At 61.2% G+C, this 17,969-nt stretch carries 20 protein-coding genes; 17 read left to right on the forward strand and 3 right to left on the reverse strand.

Going from position 1 to position 17,969, the window contains the following annotated elements:
- The first annotated feature begins 15 nt into the window (after positions 1 to 15).
- A complete protein-coding gene (selO, locus tag ACOI8A_RS16390; protein ID WP_420646935.1) occupies positions 16 to 1,479 on the forward strand; it encodes a protein adenylyltransferase SelO in 1,464 nt (487 codons plus the stop codon).
- Positions 1,480 to 1,486: 7 nt separating this feature from the next.
- On the opposite strand, the gene ACOI8A_RS16395 is transcribed toward selO, so the two are convergent.
- Both ACOI8A_RS16395 and ACOI8A_RS16400 read right to left on the reverse strand, forming a co-directional pair.
- Positions 1,487 to 1,849 (reverse strand): type II toxin-antitoxin system PemK/MazF family toxin, encoded by a 363-nt coding sequence (locus ACOI8A_RS16395; protein WP_420646934.1) that lies wholly within the window; start codon positions 1,847 to 1,849, stop codon positions 1,487 to 1,489.
- Positions 1,849 to 2,118: an AbrB/MazE/SpoVT family DNA-binding domain-containing protein gene (locus tag ACOI8A_RS16400; protein ID WP_420646933.1), complete on the reverse strand. Its 270-nt coding sequence runs from the start codon at positions 2,116 to 2,118 to the stop codon at positions 1,849 to 1,851. Before ACOI8A_RS16400 ends, ACOI8A_RS16395 begins: the two co-directional genes overlap by 1 nt.
- Positions 2,119 to 2,355: 237 nt before the next feature.
- Between ACOI8A_RS16400 and trxC the strand changes: the two genes are divergently transcribed.
- Positions 2,356 to 2,790, forward strand: coding sequence for a thioredoxin TrxC (trxC, locus tag ACOI8A_RS16405; RefSeq protein ID WP_420646932.1), 435 nt, complete (start codon positions 2,356 to 2,358; stop codon positions 2,788 to 2,790).
- A 66-nt stretch (positions 2,791 to 2,856) separates the two neighbouring features.
- On the opposite strand, the gene ACOI8A_RS16410 is transcribed toward trxC, so the two are convergent.
- Complete coding sequence (locus ACOI8A_RS16410) at positions 2,857 to 3,624, reverse strand: ParA family protein (protein WP_420646931.1); 768 nt, start codon at positions 3,622 to 3,624, stop codon at positions 2,857 to 2,859.
- A 355-nt stretch (positions 3,625 to 3,979) separates the two neighbouring features.
- Here ACOI8A_RS16410 and ACOI8A_RS16415 point away from each other — a divergent pair, with 355 nt between their 5' ends.
- Genes ACOI8A_RS16415 through ACOI8A_RS16485 form a run of 15 tightly spaced genes read left to right on the forward strand, consistent with a single transcriptional unit; the run spans position 3,980 to position 17,847 of the window.
- Positions 3,980 to 4,705, forward strand: coding sequence for a beta-ketoacyl synthase chain length factor (locus ACOI8A_RS16415; protein ID WP_420646930.1), 726 nt, complete (start codon positions 3,980 to 3,982; stop codon positions 4,703 to 4,705).
- Positions 4,681 to 5,490, forward strand: coding sequence for a lysophospholipid acyltransferase family protein (locus ACOI8A_RS16420; protein WP_420646929.1), 810 nt, complete (start codon positions 4,681 to 4,683; stop codon positions 5,488 to 5,490). The genes ACOI8A_RS16415 and ACOI8A_RS16420 overlap by 25 nt, the downstream gene beginning before the upstream one ends.
- The gene (locus ACOI8A_RS16425; protein WP_420646928.1) at positions 5,471 to 5,731 is read left to right on the forward strand and encodes a phosphopantetheine-binding protein; all 261 of its coding nucleotides are present in this window, start codon (positions 5,471 to 5,473) and stop codon (positions 5,729 to 5,731) included. The genes ACOI8A_RS16420 and ACOI8A_RS16425 overlap by 20 nt, the downstream gene beginning before the upstream one ends.
- 9 nt (positions 5,732 to 5,740) lie before the next feature.
- Positions 5,741 to 5,995, forward strand: coding sequence for an acyl carrier protein (locus ACOI8A_RS16430; RefSeq protein WP_420646927.1), 255 nt, complete (start codon positions 5,741 to 5,743; stop codon positions 5,993 to 5,995).
- Positions 5,992 to 6,537, forward strand: a complete 546-nt coding sequence (locus ACOI8A_RS16435; RefSeq protein WP_420646926.1) for a hypothetical protein — start codon at positions 5,992 to 5,994, stop codon at positions 6,535 to 6,537. The genes ACOI8A_RS16430 and ACOI8A_RS16435 overlap by 4 nt, the downstream gene beginning before the upstream one ends.
- Positions 6,534 to 8,213 carry an AMP-binding protein gene (locus tag ACOI8A_RS16440; RefSeq protein ID WP_420646925.1) on the forward strand — a complete coding sequence of 560 codons (1,680 nt, stop codon included), beginning with the start codon at positions 6,534 to 6,536 and terminating at the stop codon, positions 8,211 to 8,213. Before ACOI8A_RS16435 ends, ACOI8A_RS16440 begins: the two co-directional genes overlap by 4 nt.
- Positions 8,206 to 8,940, forward strand: a complete 735-nt coding sequence (locus ACOI8A_RS16445) for a glycosyltransferase family 2 protein (protein WP_420646924.1) — start codon at positions 8,206 to 8,208, stop codon at positions 8,938 to 8,940. The genes ACOI8A_RS16440 and ACOI8A_RS16445 overlap by 8 nt, the downstream gene beginning before the upstream one ends.
- Positions 8,937 to 9,884, forward strand: coding sequence for a glycosyl transferase (locus ACOI8A_RS16450; protein ID WP_420646923.1), 948 nt, complete (start codon positions 8,937 to 8,939; stop codon positions 9,882 to 9,884). The genes ACOI8A_RS16445 and ACOI8A_RS16450 overlap by 4 nt, the downstream gene beginning before the upstream one ends.
- On the forward strand, positions 9,865 to 11,409 hold the full coding sequence (locus ACOI8A_RS16455; protein WP_420646922.1) for an HAL/PAL/TAL family ammonia-lyase: 1,545 nt from the start codon (positions 9,865 to 9,867) through the stop codon (positions 11,407 to 11,409). The genes ACOI8A_RS16450 and ACOI8A_RS16455 overlap by 20 nt, the downstream gene beginning before the upstream one ends.
- Positions 11,402 to 11,827 (forward strand): acyl-CoA thioesterase, encoded by a 426-nt coding sequence (locus ACOI8A_RS16460; protein ID WP_420646921.1) that lies wholly within the window; start codon positions 11,402 to 11,404, stop codon positions 11,825 to 11,827. The genes ACOI8A_RS16455 and ACOI8A_RS16460 overlap by 8 nt, the downstream gene beginning before the upstream one ends.
- Positions 11,824 to 12,426, forward strand: coding sequence for an outer membrane lipoprotein carrier protein LolA (locus ACOI8A_RS16465; protein ID WP_420646920.1), 603 nt, complete (start codon positions 11,824 to 11,826; stop codon positions 12,424 to 12,426). Before ACOI8A_RS16460 ends, ACOI8A_RS16465 begins: the two co-directional genes overlap by 4 nt.
- Entirely contained in the window at positions 12,410 to 14,731 is a 2,322-nt protein-coding gene (locus tag ACOI8A_RS16470) for an MMPL family transporter (RefSeq protein WP_420646919.1), read from the forward strand. Before ACOI8A_RS16465 ends, ACOI8A_RS16470 begins: the two co-directional genes overlap by 17 nt.
- On the forward strand, positions 14,728 to 15,891 hold the full coding sequence (locus tag ACOI8A_RS16475) for a sodium:proton antiporter (protein ID WP_420651281.1): 1,164 nt from the start codon (positions 14,728 to 14,730) through the stop codon (positions 15,889 to 15,891). The genes ACOI8A_RS16470 and ACOI8A_RS16475 overlap by 4 nt, the downstream gene beginning before the upstream one ends.
- Positions 15,878 to 17,125 (forward strand): NAD(P)/FAD-dependent oxidoreductase, encoded by a 1,248-nt coding sequence (locus tag ACOI8A_RS16480; protein WP_420646917.1) that lies wholly within the window; start codon positions 15,878 to 15,880, stop codon positions 17,123 to 17,125. Before ACOI8A_RS16475 ends, ACOI8A_RS16480 begins: the two co-directional genes overlap by 14 nt.
- Positions 17,122 to 17,847 (forward strand): class I SAM-dependent methyltransferase, encoded by a 726-nt coding sequence (locus ACOI8A_RS16485; RefSeq protein WP_420646916.1) that lies wholly within the window; start codon positions 17,122 to 17,124, stop codon positions 17,845 to 17,847. Before ACOI8A_RS16480 ends, ACOI8A_RS16485 begins: the two co-directional genes overlap by 4 nt.
- The last annotated feature ends 122 nt before the right edge of the window (positions 17,848 to 17,969 follow it).

The raw sequence follows: 17,969 nt of genomic DNA on the forward strand, positions 1-17,969 counted from the left end.
TGCTGGAGCCGGCCCGTGAAAGCCCTCGACGAACTGACCTTCGACAATCGTTTCGCCCGCCTCGGCGATGCGTTCTCGGCCCATGTGCTGCCCGAACCGATCGACAATCCACGCCTGGTAGTCGCCAGCCCCGCCGCACTGGCGCTGCTCGATCTCGATCCGGCCGTGGCCGAAACTCAGGAATTCGCTGAACTGTTTGGCGGCCACAAGTTGTGGGCCGACGCAGAACCGCGCGCGATGGTGTATTCCGGGCATCAGTTCGGCGGCTACACGCCGCAGCTGGGCGATGGTCGCGGGTTGTTGCTGGGCGAGGTGTATAACAAGGCCGGCGAGCATTGGGACTTGCACCTTAAGGGCGCAGGGCAGACCCCGTTCTCGCGCATGGGCGATGGTCGCGCGGTGTTGCGTTCGTCGATCCGCGAATTTCTCGCTTCTGAAGCGCTGTACGGGCTGAACATTCCGTCTTCGCGCGCGGCTTGCGTGATCGGCTCCGACACCCCTGTTTGGCGCGAGAAGCAGGAACGCGCCGCGATGGTGCTGCGTCTGGCGCCAAGTCACATTCGTTTCGGCCACTTCGAATATTTCTACTACACCAAGCGGCCCGAACAGCAGAAGTTGCTCGGCGAGCATGTGCTGGCGATGCATTTCCCGGAATGTCTGGAGCAGCCGGAACCGTATCTGGCGATGTTCCGCGAGATCGTCGAGCGTAACGCCGAACTGATCGCCAAGTGGCAGGCGTACGGTTTCTGCCACGGCGTGATGAACACCGACAACATGTCGATCCTCGGCATCACCTTCGACTTCGGCCCGTTCGCGTTTCTCGACGACTTCGACGCCAATTTCATCTGCAACCACTCCGATGATCAGGGCCGCTACTCGTTCAGCAATCAAGTGCCGATCGGCCAGTGGAACCTCAGCTCCCTCGCCCAGGCGCTGACGCCGTTCATGAGCGTCGACGCCCTGCGCGAAGCCCTGGGCCTGTATCTGCCGCTGTATCAAGCGCACTACCTCGACCTGATGCGCCGCCGCCTCGGCTTCACCACGGCAGAAGATGACGATCAGAAACTCATCGAGCAATTGCTGCAATTGATGCAGAACAGCGGCGTCGACTACACGCTGTTTTTCCGCCGTTTAGGCGAGGATTCAGCCGAACAGACCGTGGCTCGGCTGCGAGATGACTTCGTCGACATCAAAGGCTTCGATGCCTGGGGTGAGCAATACGTCGCTCGAGTTGCGCGCGACGGCCTCAACGATCAAGAAGCACGTAGTGCGCGGATGCACGCGGTGAATCCGCTGTACATCCTGCGCAACTATCTGGCGCAGAAAGCTATCGATGCGGCTGAGCAAGGTGATTACTCGGAGGTTCGGCGCTTGCACGCAGTGCTGAGCAAACCGTTCGAAGAACAACCGGGGATGGCCAGCTACGCCGAGCGGCCTCCGGAGTGGGGCAAGCATTTGGAGATCAGTTGTTCTTCGTAAGGAGCAATCAGTCCTGCGGATCGATAGCACTGACCACGCGAGCAACAATGTCGGCCATCGTGACATCATCCAGACGCTCGATGAATTTGGCCGACCCGTCTCGTACACGCTGTTCGATATCGAAGCTGCGAACTTGATTGCAAACTGCAACGCCGTTGGTTTCGTGGCCAGAAATAACAACGGCAAGACCCGAGTTTCGACTGAAGTTTCCACCGCTGGTCACAGGGACAGTCATGCTGACGCCCAAAGCGTTGATTTCCCGAGGCGTGATGACTACAAAGCGGTGTCGATTCATCATTTCCCGCCCCGCCACCGGATTTGGATCGACCCAATAAACGTCACCCCGCTGAGGGGGTTGCCTGCGTACCATCAACCCAACTCCCGACCAACAGGGTCACCTTCGCGAGCTTCGGCCGTTTGGGCGTTCAATTCCTGAAGCGACTCTGCCCCCTCAAGAAGTTCGGACAAGCTGTAACGCTTGCGTGCGAGAGGAGCCACCGGTCGCGCGACCAACTCACCATCGACCACATTCAATTCCACCTGCGCCCCGACTTCGAGATGCAAAAGCTTCAGCAGTGTCGGCGGAATGGTGATTACTGCGGCACCGCCCTGACGACGTATTTTGGAGGTTACGGACATGAGGTCACTCCGATCCGGAAAAATATGGCTATCAATTTCTTGATAAGTGCAACAAAAGTAGCACGCAGATATAAGCAAAGCGACATCCCCACGACGAGCGCAAAAAAAATGAGTTCGCTTGCAGCCTAGTCATCGATTGGGCAATTGAACGCGCGTAACTGTTAGCAGTTGCAACATTGATAATTTACTCCTACGGCACCACATCAGGTTCATAGACTTCCTGCCCGAGAGCCCATCATGTCCAACCCACTCCTCATCCCCTGCCCCCACTGCAACGGCCTCAACCGCATCCCCGCCGAACGCCTCGGCGACGCACCCAAGTGCGGGCGCTGCAAGGCTGAGGTGCTGATGAGCCAGCCGTTCGAATTGAAGCAAGGCGATTACGCCAGTCAGATCAAGGGTGATCTGCCGTTATTGGTGGACGTGTGGGCGGACTGGTGCGGGCCGTGCAAGTCGTTTGCACAGGTGTTCGAGCAGGCGGCGGCGCAGTTGGCGGGCAAGTGTCGGCTGGCCAAGCTCGACAGCGAGGCGAATCAGCAACTGTCGGCGCAGTTGGGGATTCGCTCGATTCCGAGTTTGATTCTGTTCAAGAGCGGTCGCGAAGTGGCGCGCCAGAGTGGGGCATTTCCGTTGCCGCAGTTGATGGCGTGGTTGCGTAGCCAAGGCATCTGACACAACACACCCAATGTGGGAGCTAGCTTGCTAGCTCCCACATTGGTTTGTGGGGTAGCTTGAAATTCAGGCTTCGAGCAGGTTGTGCAGCTCGACAAACTGCTGCGTCAGCTTGTGCCGTGGATCGAGGTGGATCAGCGGCGTATTCGCCTGATGCGACTCACGCATCCGCACCGAGCTGGTGAGATACACCGGCAGCACCGGCAAACCCTCGGCAATCAACTCATCAAGAATCTGCTGCGGCAGGCTCGCCCGGGCCTGGAACTGGTTGACCACGATGCCTTCGACTTCGAGGCCTTCATTGTGGTCTTCCTTCAATTCTTCGATTTCCGCCAGCAAGCCGTACAAGGCCTGCCGCGAGAAACTGTCGCAGTCGAACGGAATCAGCACGCGATCAGCGGCAATCAGCGCCGATACCGCATAGAAATTCAAGGCTGGCGGTGTGTCGAGGTAAATCCGATCGTAATCTTCCGAGAGTTCGTCGAGCAATTTACGCAGCTTGTTGATCTTGTGCTTGGCCTCGAGCTTGGGCTGCAAGTCGGCCAGTTCGGCAGTAGCGGTGATGATGTGCAGGTTATCGAACGGTGTTTCGTAGATATCTGCCTGATTCTTCTTCGAGAACGGCCCTGAAGACAGGGTCTGCTTGAAGAAATCGGCAATGCCCATCGGAATGTCGTTACCCGTGAGGCCGGTCAGATACTGAGTGGAATTGGCCTGGGCATCGAGGTCCACCAACAACGTGCGATAACCTTCGCTGGCGCTGACCGCCGCCAGATTGCAGGCAATGCTCGACTTGCCTACGCCACCTTTCTGATTGAACACCACGCGCCGCATGACAAAACCTCCGTGTATCAAAGAATGACCGAGTGTAGTTGCGCCCGGCATGGCTTCGCTACCTTCAACGACACGGACTACAGAGTCAGGCGCAAATATCCCCATGCCTGCGGTGCCAAAACCGCCGTTGATCGCCGAACTGACCGACAGACAAACCTTCAGCGATCCGGATAATGGCCAAGTGACAGTTTTTCCCACGAACCACTCAGTACATTTCATTGGCCAAAATGTAACCAGCATTTGCTACACACCCGTCGCACCGGGATAATGCGCCACCCGGCGCCACGCGCCAGATCAAGTCAGCTGCGCCATGGGCGACTCAGCGCGTCAATTTAAGCCCGCAGGGGCGGGATGAATGTCCGTGATCAACTTCAACATCGCCCAATGGCGCGCCTGGGCCCCCGGGCTCGACAGCGTGGACGCGTGGCAAGCCTGGAGTCGACAGCCGGTCGTGCTGCAGAGCAGTGATGCCGCGCCCGATGTGTCGTTCCTCCCGGCCATGCAGCGCCGTCGCCTCAGCCGTCTGGCGCGCATGGCCTTCAGCGTCGGCTGGCCACTGGCCGACGGTCGGAAAGACCTGCCACTGGTGTTCATCTCCCGGCACGGCGAAACCCCACGCACTTACGAAATCCTCAGCGATCTGGCCAACGAACAACCACTGTCGCCGACCCAGTTCAGCCTGTCGGTGCACAACGCGATCATTGGTCTGTGGTCGATAATGCGCGGCGAAACCAGCGAAATGACCGCCCTCGCCGCTGCTGGCGACGGTCTGGAACACGGCATGCTCGAAGCCGCCGCGCTGCTCAACGAAGGCGCCCCCGCGGTGTTGTTGGTGATCACCGAGGAACAACCGCCCGCAGCTTATTCGGCGTGGATCGACGACGTGCCGTTCCCCTACGCTCTCGGCCTGTTGCTGACCCCCGGTACCGACTGGCGGCTGACCCTGAACAGCACCCCTGAAGCACTGTCCAAAGCGCACTGGCCCCACGCGCTGAATCTGCTGCCAACCCTGCTCGGCCAGCAAACCCACTGCCAACATGCCTGGAAAAATCGCGTATGGAACTGGCAACGCAACCCGTGACCGGGAAAACCCGCGACGCCTACTACTGGCGCCTGCTGGCCACTGCCGCAAGCTTCGTGCTGTTCGGGCTCGGCGGTCTGTGCCTGCGCGTGCTGGTGTTTCCGCTGCTCAGCTGCCTGCCCGGCGATGCGCGCAAACATCGCGAGCGGGCACGCTGGACGGTCAGTCGGCTGTTCTGGTTTTTCGTACGGTTCATGGCGCGTACCGGCGTGCTGACTTATGACATTCAAGGTGCCGAGCGTCTGGGTCGTCCGGGACAGATGATCATCGCCAACCACCCGTCGCTGATCGACGTGGTGTTCCTGATCGGTCTGGTACGCCACGCCAATTGCGTGGTGAAGAAAAGCCTGTGGGAGAATCCCTTCACCCGTGGCCCGCTGCGCAGCACCGAATACATCAGCAACGACGGCAGCATGGACATGCTCGATAGCGCCGCACAGGCGTTGCAAAACGGCCAGACCCTGATCATTTTCCCCGAGGGCACGCGCACCCAGCCGGGGCAGGCGCCGGCCTTTCATCGGGGCGCTGCGGCCATTGCCCTGCGTGGTGCGAGAATCCTCACCCCGGTAGTGATCAAGGTCAACCCGACCACTTTGACCAAGGCCGAACCGTGGTATCGCATCCCGCATCGCCGCGTGCACTTCAGTTTTCAGGTCGGGGCCGATATAGACCCACAGACCTTTGCCGCGCAAGGCCCTGCACCGCAGGCCTCGCGCAAGCTCAACGATTATTTGCATCAATTCTTTATCAAGGAGCTCGCCGAAGATGAGCGATCTGCACCGTGACATCAAACTGCTGATCATCGACGCCCTCGGCCTCGAAGACATCAGCGTCGCCGACATCGGCGACGACCAGACATTGTTCGGCGAAGGGCTTGGCCTGGATTCGGTCGATGCATTGGAACTTGGCCTGGCGATTCAGAAAAAGTACGGCATCAAGATCGACGCCGACGCCAAGGACACCCGCAACCATTTCTCCAACGTGACGAGCCTTGCGGCATTCGTCACGGCAAAACAGGCAGCTTGAGACCGGACCATGCAAACTCGTGACGATATTTTCAACACCCTGCGCGCTGCCTTGGTCGAGCTGTTCGAACTGGATCCGGCCCGTGTGAGCCTGGAATCCAACCTGTATCAGGATCTGGAAATCGACAGCATCGACGCGGTCGACCTGATCGACCACATCAAGCGCCAGACCGGCAAGAAAATCGCCGCCGAGGAATTCAAATCGGTGCGCACCGTCGGCGACGTGGTCGAGGCGGTCTACCGTCTGGTTCATCCGGCCGCATGAGTCGACTGATCGGCCTCGGCCTGCTATTGGCCGGGCTGCTGTACCCATTTGCGGTGTATTTCGGCATGGAGCACTTCGCGCCGTGGCAGTTCGGGCTGCTGCTCGGCAGTCTGTGGCTGGCCCGCGCGCTGACCGGCGAGCGCAAACCCGGCAGTCTGTGGATGGCCGTTGTAGCAATCGTGTTCTGCGTACTGCTGGCGCTGTTCGACAACCCGCTGTTGCTGCGTTGGTACCCGGTGCTGATCAGCGCTTTCATGTTGGCGCTGTTCAGCCTGAGCCTGAAATACGGCCCGCCGATGGTCGAGCGCATGGCGCGTCTGCGTGAACCGCAGTTGCCAGCTATCGCAGTGCGCTACTGCCGCAAGGTCACCGTGGCCTGGAGCATTTTTTTCTTCTGCAACGGTTTGTGCGCCGCCCTGCTCACGCTATGGGCACCGCTGAACTGGTGGATGTTGTACACAGGCCTGATCTCCTACGGATTGATCGGCCTGATGTTTGCCATTGAATGGCTGATACGACAACGGGTAAGAGGTCACCCATGAACTGGATAAAACTTGAGCTGCTGTTGCTCAAGGCACTGCCGCCGCGCGCGGTCACCGACGCGCCGGCACTTGACCATGCACAACTGCGCGAACAGGCCCTGAGTCTGGCCGCTGGTCTCCAAGCTCAAGGCGTACGGCGTCTGGCACTGCATCTGGAAGATGCTGTCGATCTGGCCGTCGCCTTGCTCGGAGCCTGGCGCGCGGGTGTCAGCGTGTTGCTGCCTTCCGACCTGCAAGCGCAAACGCGCCAGCGCTGGTCGAGTGAAGTCGATCTGTGGCTGACCGATCAGGCCGGTGACGCGCATCTGAGCGATTTTCAGCAGCCACCATTGGCTGGCGCTGAACTGAATCTCGACCACTGCCAACTCAGCCTGTGCACCTCCGGCTCGAGCGGCGAGCCGAAGCGCATCGACAAGACCCTGCGCCAACTGGCCAATGAAGTTGAAGCCCTGGAACAACTGTGGGGCGCCGAGCTTGGCCAAGCCTGCATCATCGGCAGCGTCGCCACTCAACATATTTACGGTTTGCTGTTCCGCGTGCTGTGGCCTCTGTGCGCCGGGCGCCCGTTCGTGCGCAAACAACTGGCATTCCCCGAAGACCTGCAACGCGCCAGCCGCGAATACCCGGCCTACGCCTGGGTCGCCAGCCCGGCGTTACTCAAGCGCATGGGCGACAACCTCGACTGGCCAGCCTTGCGCAGTGTGCGTCGGGTGTTTTCCTCCGGCGGCGCGCTGCCGGCGGATGCCGCGCAAAGCCTGCATCAGCGTCTGGGCCAGTGGCCGACGGAAATCCTCGGCAGCTCGGAAACCGGCGGAATCGCCTGGCGTCAGGGCGCACAACTCTGGCAGCCATTTGCCGACGTCAAGCTCACTCAGGACGACGACGGTGCACTGCTGATCGCCTCGCCGTATCTGCCTGCCGGGCACATCGAACACACCGCCGATGCTGCACGCATTGCGCACGATGGTCGTTTCGAACTGCTCGGTCGCCTCGACCGGATCGTCAAACTCGAAGAAAAACGCATCTCCCTGCCGATGCTCGAACACGCCTTGGTCGCCCACGACTGGGTCGCCGAAGCGCGCCTCGGCGTGGTCCAGGAAAACCGCGCATCCCTCGGGGCGTTGCTGGTGCTCAGCGAGTCCGGCCTGTTTGCCCTGCGCGAGCACGGCCGCCGCAGCCTGACCGAAGCCCTGCGCCGCCACTTGAGTCAGCACTGCGAAGCTCTGGCCCTGCCCCGCCGCTGGCGTTTGCTGCGCCAGTTGCCGCTGAACACTCAGGGCAAACTGCCGCAGTCCGAGGTCGAGGCACTGTTGCTTGCGCCGCGACCTAAAGCGGCGCAAGTGCTTGAGCAAAGTGAAACTGATGGTGAATGGAACCTGCAACTCAGCGTTCCACCAGATCTGGCGTACTTCAGCGGCCATTTCCCCAAAGCCCCGGTGCTGCCGGGCGTGGTGCAGGTCGAATGGGCGCTGAATCTTGGTCGACAGTTGCTCAACCTGTCCGGCGCGTTTGCCGGTATGGAAGTGCTGAAATTCCAGCAACTGATACGCCCCGGCGATGAAATCCAGTTGCATCTGCGGTTCGATCCGGCACGCGGCAAACTGTATTTCACCTATCGCAACGACACCGCCACCTGCTCCAGCGGCCGCATCTTGCTGGAGACGACTGATGCATAACCCTTGTGCAGTCATTCCGGTCTACAACCACGAAAGCGCGATCACCACGGTGGTTAACGCGCTACTCGCTCAAGGTCTGCCGTGCATTCTGGTGGACGACGCCAGCACCCAATCGTGCGCGCGGGTGCTGGATACCCTGGCCGAGCGTGAGCAGGTTTATCTGGTGCGCCTGACGGTCAATCAAGGCAAGGGCGGCGCGGTGATGACTGGCCTGCGCGAAGCGGCGCGACTGGGTTTCAGCCATGTCTTGCAGGTGGATGCCGACGGTCAGCACGACTTGCACGACGTCGCGCGTTTCGTTGACGAGTCCCGCGCTCATCCCCAAGCGCTGATCTGCGGTTATCCGCTGTACGACGCCAGCGTGCCCAAGGGCCGTTTGTATGCACGCTATCTGACCCACGTGATGGTGTGGATCAATACCCTGTCGCTGCAGATCCGCGACTCGATGTGCGGCTTTCGCGTGTATCCGCTGCCGCCGACCCTGGCGGTGATCGACTCGGCGCGGATCGGCAAGCGCATGGATTTCGACTCCGACATTCTGGTGCGTCTGGCGTGGCGCAATCAGCCGATGCACTGGCTGCAAACCAGCGTGCATTACCCACTGGATGGCGTGTCGCACTTCCGGATGTTCCACGACAACGTACTGATCTCGAGCATGCACACCCGCCTGTTCTTCGGCATGTTGCTGCGCTTGCCGCAGATCCTTTGGCGACGGTGGCGTACATGAGCGTCGAGACTGATAAAAAACACTGGGCCGACCGCGAAGAGCGCGGCAGTTTCCTGCTGATGAAATTCACCGCGCTCGCCGCCAAACTCCTCGGGCGCCGCCTGCTCAGTCCCCTGCTGTACGGCATCGTCCTGTACTTTTTCCTGTTCGGCCGCACCGCGCGACGCAGCGCCTGGCAGTATCAGCAGCGCCTCGCCGACTTCAACGCGCGCAGTGATCTGCAGCCGAGCCATTGGCGGGTGTTTCGCCAGTTCATGGCGTTTGCCGATTCGATGCTCGACAAGCTTGATGTGTGGAACGGCAAACTGAAGATCGAACAAATCGAAATCATTGATCCGGCGCTGCTGCGCACACAGTTGCGCGGCAGTCGCGGGCAACTGCTGGTCGGCGCGCATCTGGGCAATCTCGAAGTGTGCCGGGCACTGGCGGAACTCGGCGAGAAAGTCACCATGAACGTGCTAGTGCACACCAAGCACGCCGAGCAATTCAATCGTCTGCTGGGCGAGGCCGGGGCGACCAATCTGCGCCTGATTCAGGTCAGCGAACTCGACCCGGTGATCATGCTCCAGCTGCACGAACGCCTGGAGCGCGGCGAGTGGCTGGCGATTGCCGGCGACCGCGTGCCGCTGCATGGCGGGCGTAGCGTGACTGTGGACTTTCTCGGCCATCCGGCGCCGTTCCCGCAAGGCCCGTGGCTGCTCGCCGGGCTGCTCAAATGCCCGGTCAATCTGCTGATGTGCCTCAAGCAGCCCGACGGCCATTATCGGCTGACCCTCGAACCGTTCGCCGAGGCCGTGGTTTGGAAGCGCAGCGACCGCGAGCAGGTCATTCATCAGTGGGCGACCCGCTATGCCGAGCGCCTGAGTCACTATTGCCTTGAAGCACCGCAGCAATGGTTCAACTTTTACCCTTTCTGGAAGACCGATGACCACGCCAAACCATGAGCCGGTAACCTTCGGCGAACGCCCTTTGCGCATCGAAGACGTGCTGGCCCTGGCCAACCGTCAGGCGCCCGTGCAGTTGCAGAACGACGCCGATTACCGTGAGCGCATCGCCAAAGGCGCGCGGTTCCTCGATTCGCTGCTGGACAAGGAAGGCGTGATTTACGGCGTGACCACCGGTTACGGCGATTCCTGCGTGGTTGCGGTGCCGCTGCACCACGTCGAGGCACTGCCGCGTCACCTCTATACTTTTCACGGCTGCGGGCTGGGCAAACTGCTCGACGCCCAAGCCACTCGCGCAGTGCTCGCGGCGCGTTTGCAGTCGCTGTGCCACGGCGTATCCGGGGTGCGCGTTGAACTGCTGGAGCGTCTGCATGCGTTTCTCGAACAGGACATCCTGCCGCTGATCCCGGAAGAAGGTTCGGTCGGCGCCAGCGGCGATCTGACGCCGCTGTCCTACGTCGCCGCGACTCTGTCCGGCGAGCGCGAAGTGCTGTTCCGTGGCGAACGCCGGCAATCCGCCGACGTGCACCGCGAACTCGGCTGGACGCCGTTGGTATTGCGCCCGAAAGAAGCGCTGGCGCTGATGAACGGCACCGCAGTGATGACCGGCCTCGCCTGCCTGGCCTTCGCTCGCGCCGATTACCTGCTGCAACTGGCCACGCGCATCACCGCGCTGAACGTGGTGGCGCTGCAAGGCAATCCAGAGCACTTCGACGAACGTCTGTTCGCTGCCAAGCCACATCCGGGGCAGATGCAAGTGGCCGCGTGGCTGCGTAAGGATCTGGCCATCGACGCGCCGACCGCGCCGCTGCACCGCTTGCAGGATCGCTACTCGCTGCGCTGCGCCCCGCACGTACTCGGGGTATTGGCCGACAGCCTGAACTGGCTACGCTCGTTCATCGAGATCGAACTCAATAGCGCCAACGACAACCCGATCATCGACGCCGAAGCCGAACGCGTGCTGCACGGCGGGCACTTCTACGGCGGGCATATCGCGTTCGCCATGGACAGCCTGAAAAATCTGGTGGCCAACGTCGCCGACCTGCTCGACCGTCAGCTCGCATTGCTGGTGGATGAACGCTACAACCACGGTTTGCCGAGCAATCTTTCAGGCGCCAGCGCCGAGCGCGCAATGCTCAACCATGGCTTCAAAGCGGTGCAGATCGGCACCAGCGCCTGGACCGCCGAAGCGTTGAAAAACACCATGCCCGCCAGCGTGTTCTCGCGCTCCACCGAATGCCATAACCAGGACAAGGTGAGCATGGGCACCATCGCCGCCCGTGATGCGATCCGCGTGCTGGAGCTGACCGAACAGGTCGCCGCCGCCACCTTGCTCGCAGCCAATCAAGGTGTGTGGCTACGCAGCCGCGATCAAGACGCACGTCCGCTGCCACCGTCACTCGCCGCCATGCACGAAGAGCTGGCCAAAGACTTCCCGCCAGTCATCGAAGACCGCGCCCTGGAAGGCGAACTGCGCCTGTGCCTGCAACGCATCTCCGAGCAACACTGGAGGCTGCATGCGTAGCGCCGGGGTACTGCACGCCGACACGGAAATCCTCGTGCCGTTTTTCGACGTCGACACCATGCATGTGGTCTGGCACGGCCACTACGTCAAATACCTCGAAGTGGCGCGTTGCGCGCTGCTCGACAAGATCGGCCACAACTACACGCAGATGGTCGATTCCGGTTATGCGTGGCCGGTGATCGACCTGCAATTGCGCTATGTGCGCGGCGCGGTGTTTGGCCAGAAGCTTAACGTGCGCGCCAGTCTGGTGGAGTGGGAAAACCGGCTGAAGATCAATTATCTGATCACCGACGCGCAGAACGGCGAACGCCTGACCCGCGCCAGCTCGGTGCAAGTGGCGGTCGAAATGAGCAGCCGCGAGATGCAGTTGGCTTCACCCAGAATATTTACCGATGCCGTGGAAAGGATGCTGCGATGAACCTGTTATTGAAGTCCCTTGGGGCGGTGGCGCTGTTGGCGGTCTCGACGCTGGCTAATGCCTTTGACCTGCAACAGCTCAGCGCGCAACTGGCGAAACCGGACGTGATCCACGGCCAGTTCATACAGGAAAAACACCTGCGCGCCCTGCCCCAGCCGCTGCTCAGCAAGGGCAGTTTCGTGCTGGCAAAAAACCACGGCCTGCTGTGGTTGTTGAAAACCCCGCTGCAACAGGACTACCGCATCAGCGCCAAAGGCATCGCCCGCCGCGACGCCAACGGCTGGCAACTGCTGCCGAACAAGAGCGCCGGTGCCGAGCAGAACCGTTTGTTCCTCGCCGTGCTGCAAGGCGACAGCACTGGCCTGCAAAGGGATTTCGAACTGGCCCTGAGCGGCGACGCGCAGAAATGGCACCTGACCCTGACTCCGCGCTCGCTGCTGCTCAAACAAGTGTTCAACCAGATCAACATCGACGGCGGCGAACTGGTGCAAACCATCGAATTGCTGGAAACCCAGGGCGACAGCACCGTTTTGCGCATGCAGGACAGCACTGCCAGCCAACCTCTGAGCGACGCGGAGCAACATGACTTTGCCGAGTGAACGCAGGCTGCCCTGGCTATTCCTGATTCTGCTGCTGGCAGTCGTCGCGCTGGGCGCCTGGCAGTGGCGTGACGGCGCGCCGCTGTCGGCGAACCTGATGGAGCTAGTGCCCGGCACCCACCCGGACGCCCTCGAACTGCGCGCCGAACAGCGCATGCAGGAGCCGCTCAACCGCGAAATGCTGGTGCTGGTCGGGCATGCCGATCGCCAGCAAGCCGTCGCCATGGCGCAAACCCTTGGCGAGCAATGGCAGGCCAGCGGCCTGTTCGAAAAAGTGCAGTGGAACCTGCAAGCGGATCTGCCAGCCCTGCGCACGCAGCTGCTGCAAGGTCGACTGGCGATGCTCTCGGCCGATGATCGACAACTGCTCAGCGAACATCCTGACGCGTTCATTCAGCAACGGGTACAAGCGCTGTTCGATCCGTTCACCGGGTTCAGTCTGGTACCGAGTCAGGACGACTGGCTGGGCCTCACCGGACGCATCCAGAACAGCCAGCCGCAACACGGTGCGGTGCAACTGGACATTGGCAGCGGCGCGTTGATCGCCGACGCCGACGGCAAGAGCTGGGTGCTGCTGCGCGCACGCACCACCGGCAATGCCTTCGACATGAACCTGCCGCTGCAAGTCGCCGCGCTGCTGCAACACAGCCGCGAAAACGCCGCCAAGGCTGACGTGCAATTGCTCGCCGCCAGCGGGCTGCTGTACGCGGCCAGCGGTCAGCAGCAAGCTACTCGGGAAATGACCTGGGTCGGTGGCGGCGCCACTATCGGCATTCTGTTGCTGCTGTTGCTCGCGTTCCGCCGCTGGCGGGTGTTGCTGGCATTCGTGCCGGTGCTGGTGGGCATGCTGTTCGGCATGGTCGCCTGCGTGGCTTTGTTCGGGCATATGCACGTGATGACGCTGGTGCTCGGTTCAAGCCTGATCGGCGTGGCGGTGGATTATCCGCTGCACTATCTGTCGAAGAGCTGGAGCCTCAAGCCATGGCGCAGTTGGCCGGCGTTGCGCCTGACTTTGTCCGGGCTGACGTTGAGCCTGATCACCAGCGCCATCGGTTATCTGGCGCTGGCCTGGACGCCATTCCCGGCCCTGACGCAGATTGCGGTGTTCTCCGCCGCCGGGTTGCTCGGTGCCTATCTTTCGGCAGTGTGCCTGCTACCAGCGCTGCTGAAAAACGTCGAGTTGCGGCCGGCGCACTGGCCGCTGCAACTGGCCGAACGCTTGATCAAACTGCGCGAAACCTTGCTCCTGCACATCAAGACGCCCGTGCTGCTGGCATTGCTGATCGCGTTCTGCATCGGCGGTTTGCTGCAACTGGAAAGCAAGAACGACATCCGCCAATGGGTCGGCGCGCCGCAACGCCTGACTGATGAAGCGCAGGCCATCGCGCGGATCACCGGGTATCAGCCGACCAGCCAGTTTTTCCTGGTGCGTGCGGCCAATCAGCAAGAGTTGCTGGAGCGCCAGGCAGCGCTGAGCGAACGCCTCGATCAACTGGTCAATCTCGACAAGCTGCAAGGTTATCTGGCGCTCAATCAACTGGTGAGTCCGCCGAGTCAACAGCAGCAAGTGCGTGATGCGCTGAACAAATTGCCGCAATTCTGGCAGCCGCTGCTCGACCTCGGCGTGCCGCTCGCGGCGCTGCAAACCGAGTTGCAGCAGTTGCAGAACCTGCCGCTGGAAGACATCGACGCCGCACTGGCCGGCCCACTCGGCGAACCGTACCGAACCCTGTGGGTCGGGCCGACCGACGATGGCGTGGCGGCCATGGTCAGCCTGCAAGGCCTGAACAATCCGGCGCTGCTGCGGGTGCAGGCGCTGGACTTGCCCGGCGTGATGCTGGTGGATCGCCTCGGTGATCTGAACAAGGTTTTTGCGCAAACACAGATCAGTGCGGCCGAACTGAAGCTCGCTTCTTGCGTGCTGATCGTACTGGTGCTGATGCTGCCGTTCGGCCTTGGTGGCGCGGCACGAATTGTCGCCCTGCCGCTACTGGCAGCGTTATGCAGTCTGGCCAGCCTCGGCTGGCTGGGTCAGCCGTTGACCCTGTTCAGCCTGTTCGGCTTGTTGCTGGTGACGGCGATCAGCGTCGACTACGCGATCCTCATGCGCGAGCAGGTCGGCGGTGCGGCGGTCAGCCTGCTCGGCACCCTGCTTGCAGCGGTCACGACGTGGCTGTCGTTCGGTTTGCTGGCGGTATCGAGCACGCCTGCGGTGAGCAACTTCGGCCTGTCAGTGAGCCTCGGCCTGGCGTTCAGCTTCATGCTTGCGCCCTGGGCCGGACGCCATGCGGAGCCAGCAGCATGATGGTTATCGTGTTCTGGCTGCTGGCCATGGCGTTGTTCTTTGTCGCGACCCGCGTCGGTCGGCACTTCGGGCTGATCCCGATTGTCAGCCAATTGCTGCTGGCGAGTTTCGGTTTGCCGCTGTTGATGTACTTCTGGATCGAACCGGGCTGGCAACTCAGCGGCGCCGAATTGATCAGCCCGACGTGGCTGAAAAACCTTTACAGCCTGAGCTTCGCGCTGTTGCTCGGGCACATCCTCAGCGATGTGATCGATCTGGATCTGGATCGCCAGAGCGTGAAAATCGCGATACCAAGTTTCGCTGTGCCGTTTGTCTGCGGCCTGGCCACCGCCTACTGGCTGCTGCCGACGCAACCGTGGATCAACTCGTTGGCGATTGGTCTGGTGTTCGCCATTACCGCGATTCCAGTGCTGTATCTGTACTTGCGCCACATCGACTACCCGCCCGCTGCCACCCGGCGCCTGGTGCAGACTGCAATCCTGATTGATCTGACCTGCTGGACGCTGTTCGGTCTGGCTCAGGGCAGTCTGCATTTGAGCAGTCTGTTGCTGCCACTGGCGATGGCCTGCGTGCCGCTGATTCTGCATGTGCTGCGCGTGCGTCAGCCGCTGGTTTACAGCATCGGTTTCTTCGCGCTGCTGGTGGTTGCCGAACACTTCAAGCTCAACGCGCTGATTTTCGGCATCGGTTATCTGCTGTGCATGGCCGCACTGAAAGTGCCACTGGTGTTACCGCTGCCGGCGCGCTGGATGAACCGTTTGCAAACGTGGATCGCGATCCCGCTGATCCTGACCTTCGGCATCGTACGGATCGACGTACACAGCGCCCTCGCCAGCCTCGGCGCCGGGCAATGGGCGGCGCTGTTGCTGTTGCCGATAGTCGGCAAAGTGCTCGGCAACTGGCTCGGTCTCGGCTGGGCCGGAGCTTCGTTCGAAGGCGCCAGCCGCTGGCGCGAAAGCGTGCTGCTGAACATTCGTGGCCTGAGCGAAATCGTTTTTCTCAATCTTTTGTTGCAGCAGCAACTGATCAGTCCGGCGCTGTACTTCGCGCTGATGCTGATGGGTCTGATCGCAACGCTGCTGCCGGCCGTGATCGGCCTGCATCGTGCCCCCCTGAATATCAGCGCCGTTACGGCCAGGAGCTCTCGTGTCAACCGTTGAAATGGAATCCCGTCAGGTTGTGATCATCGGTGCCGGCCCGTCCGGCGCCATCGCGGCCGCGTTGCTCAAGCGCAGGGGCCACGATGTGCTGGTGATCGAGCGCCAGCACTTCCCAAGGTTTTCCATCGGCGAAAGCCTGCTCAGCCATTGCCTGGATTTCGTCGAAGAAGCCGGCATGCTTGAGGCAGTGAACGCCGCCGGTTTCCAGCGCAAGAACGGTGCGGCGTTTGCGTGGGGCGAGCGCTACAGCGCGTTCGATTTCGGCGACACTTTCAGCGACGGCAAGCCGACAACCTTTCAGGTGCAGCGCGCCGACTTCGACAAGTTGCTGGCCGATCAGGCTGCGTTGCAGGGCGTGGAGATCCGTTACGGCGAAACCATCGTCAGCGTCGATTTCCAACGGCCGAAACCGCAATTGAATGTGCAGCGCGAGGACGGCAGCGAATACCTGGTCGAAGCCGATTTCGTACTGGATGCCAGCGGCTACGGTCGCGTGCTGTCGCGCTTGCTCGATCTGGAAGCGCCGTCGGACTTCCCGGTGCGCCAGGCGGTGTTCACCCACGTCGAAGATCATATCGATCCGGCGATTTTCGACCGCGAAAAAATCCTCATCACCACGCATCCCGAGCATCGCGACATCTGGTTCTGGTCGATCCCGTTCAGCAATGGCCGCTGCTCGATTGGTGTAGTCGCCGCCGCAGAACATTTCAATGGACGCGATCAAGATCTGGACGCCTGCCTGCGCGGTTTTATCGCAGAAACCCCAAGTCTGGCCAAGGTTCTGGAAAACGCCGTATGGGACACCCCGGCGCGTACGCTTGGCGGTTATGCGGCCAACGTCAAAACCCTGCACGGCCCGGGTTTTGCGCTGCTGGGCAACGCGGCGGAATTTCTCGACCCGGTGTTCTCCTCCGGCGTGACCATCGCGATGCGCTCGGCGAGCATGGCCGCCAGCGTCTTGAATCGTCAGCTACAAGGTGAAACCGTCGACTGGCACAGCGAGTTCGCCGCCCCGCTGAAACGCGGCGTCGATACCTTCCGCTGCTACGTCGAAGGCTGGTACGCCGGGACGTTTCAGGACGTGATCTTCCATGAGCAAGCTGCGCCGGAAATCCGCCGCATGATCTGCTCGATTCTCGCCGGTTACGCCTGGGACGAACGCAATCCGTACGTCAGCGAAGCGCGCCGTCGACTCAAGACCATCTCCGAACTCTGTGCAAAGGACTACACATGAGCTACTTGAGCGACAGCTACGTCGAGGAAACCCGTTTCGGTTTGTGGTTCCTGCGCAGCCACACCTGGCAGCATCACGTTTTGCGTGTCGCGATTGATGATTTGCGCTGTTTGTTCAGCGAGGCGCCGCCGGTCAATCCGGTGCTGCTCGATGCAGGTTGCGGTCAGGGCAAGTCGTTCGGCTATCTGCGCCAGACCTTCGACCCGCAGCACTTGATCGGCGTCGATGCCGATCCGCACAGCCTGCAAATGAGTGGTGAAGAAGCCGCGCGTTTGAGCATGCATGTCGAGCTGATCGGCAGCGATTGCGCGACCCTGAATGTGGCGGACGCCAGTGTTGATCTGCTGTTCTGTCACCAGACTTTCCATCATCTGGTGGAGCAGGAAAAAGCCCTCGCCGAGTTTTACCGGGTGCTCAAACCGGGCGGTTATCTGCTGTTCGCCGAGTCCACCGAGGCCTACATTGATACGTGGGTGATTCGCTGGCTGTTCCGTCATCCGATGCACGTGCAGAAGAGCGCGGCGCAGTATCTGGGGATGATTCGCCAGCAGGGATTCGATTTCAGCGAGCGGAACGTCTCGTACCCGTATTTGTGGTGGAGCCGTTCGAAGGATTTTGGCTTGCTGGAACGTTTTGGGTTGCGCAAGCCGAAGCCGTTTGGGCAGCGGGAAGAGACGTTGGTTAACGTCGTGGCGCGCAAGCCGCTTGCGGGTGGTATCTGATGCGACACGATCAAACTGTGCACCATGAACCCTGTGGGAGCTGGCTTGCCAGCGATTGCGTTGGGTCAGCCAACACATCTTTCGGATGTGCCGACGCCATCGCTGGCAAGCCAGCTCCCACA

The organism is Pseudomonas sp. P4795, from assembly GCF_048822895.1.
Classification (GTDB): Bacteria; Pseudomonadota; Gammaproteobacteria; order Pseudomonadales; family Pseudomonadaceae; genus Aquipseudomonas.

Bases quoted from the DNA above. Each gene is read 5' to 3' on its own strand.
- ACOI8A_RS16395 (WP_420646934.1), bottom strand. From the start codon at position 1,849: ATGGTACGCAGGCAACCCCCTCAGCGGGGTGACGTTTATTGGGTCGAT.
- ACOI8A_RS16400 (WP_420646933.1), bottom strand. From the start codon at position 2,118: ATGTCCGTAACCTCCAAAATACGTCGTCAGGGCGGTGCCGCAGTAATC.
- trxC (WP_420646932.1), top strand. From the start codon at position 2,356: ATGTCCAACCCACTCCTCATCCCCTGCCCCCACTGCAACGGCCTCAAC.
- ACOI8A_RS16410 (WP_420646931.1), bottom strand. From the start codon at position 3,624: ATGCGGCGCGTGGTGTTCAATCAGAAAGGTGGCGTAGGCAAGTCGAGC.
- ACOI8A_RS16415 (WP_420646930.1), top strand. From the start codon at position 3,980: ATGTCCGTGATCAACTTCAACATCGCCCAATGGCGCGCCTGGGCCCCC.
- ACOI8A_RS16420 (WP_420646929.1), top strand. From the start codon at position 4,681: ATGGAACTGGCAACGCAACCCGTGACCGGGAAAACCCGCGACGCCTAC.
- ACOI8A_RS16425 (WP_420646928.1), top strand. From the start codon at position 5,471: ATGAGCGATCTGCACCGTGACATCAAACTGCTGATCATCGACGCCCTC.
- ACOI8A_RS16430 (WP_420646927.1), top strand. From the start codon at position 5,741: ATGCAAACTCGTGACGATATTTTCAACACCCTGCGCGCTGCCTTGGTC.
- ACOI8A_RS16435 (WP_420646926.1), top strand. From the start codon at position 5,992: ATGAGTCGACTGATCGGCCTCGGCCTGCTATTGGCCGGGCTGCTGTAC.
- ACOI8A_RS16440 (WP_420646925.1), top strand. From the start codon at position 6,534: ATGAACTGGATAAAACTTGAGCTGCTGTTGCTCAAGGCACTGCCGCCG.
- ACOI8A_RS16445 (WP_420646924.1), top strand. From the start codon at position 8,206: ATGCATAACCCTTGTGCAGTCATTCCGGTCTACAACCACGAAAGCGCG.
- ACOI8A_RS16450 (WP_420646923.1), top strand. From the start codon at position 8,937: ATGAGCGTCGAGACTGATAAAAAACACTGGGCCGACCGCGAAGAGCGC.
- ACOI8A_RS16455 (WP_420646922.1), top strand. From the start codon at position 9,865: ATGACCACGCCAAACCATGAGCCGGTAACCTTCGGCGAACGCCCTTTG.
- ACOI8A_RS16460 (WP_420646921.1), top strand. From the start codon at position 11,402: ATGCGTAGCGCCGGGGTACTGCACGCCGACACGGAAATCCTCGTGCCG.
- ACOI8A_RS16465 (WP_420646920.1), top strand. From the start codon at position 11,824: ATGAACCTGTTATTGAAGTCCCTTGGGGCGGTGGCGCTGTTGGCGGTC.
- ACOI8A_RS16470 (WP_420646919.1), top strand. From the start codon at position 12,410: ATGACTTTGCCGAGTGAACGCAGGCTGCCCTGGCTATTCCTGATTCTG.
- ACOI8A_RS16475 (WP_420651281.1), top strand. From the start codon at position 14,728: ATGATGGTTATCGTGTTCTGGCTGCTGGCCATGGCGTTGTTCTTTGTC.
- ACOI8A_RS16485 (WP_420646916.1), top strand. From the start codon at position 17,122: ATGAGCTACTTGAGCGACAGCTACGTCGAGGAAACCCGTTTCGGTTTG.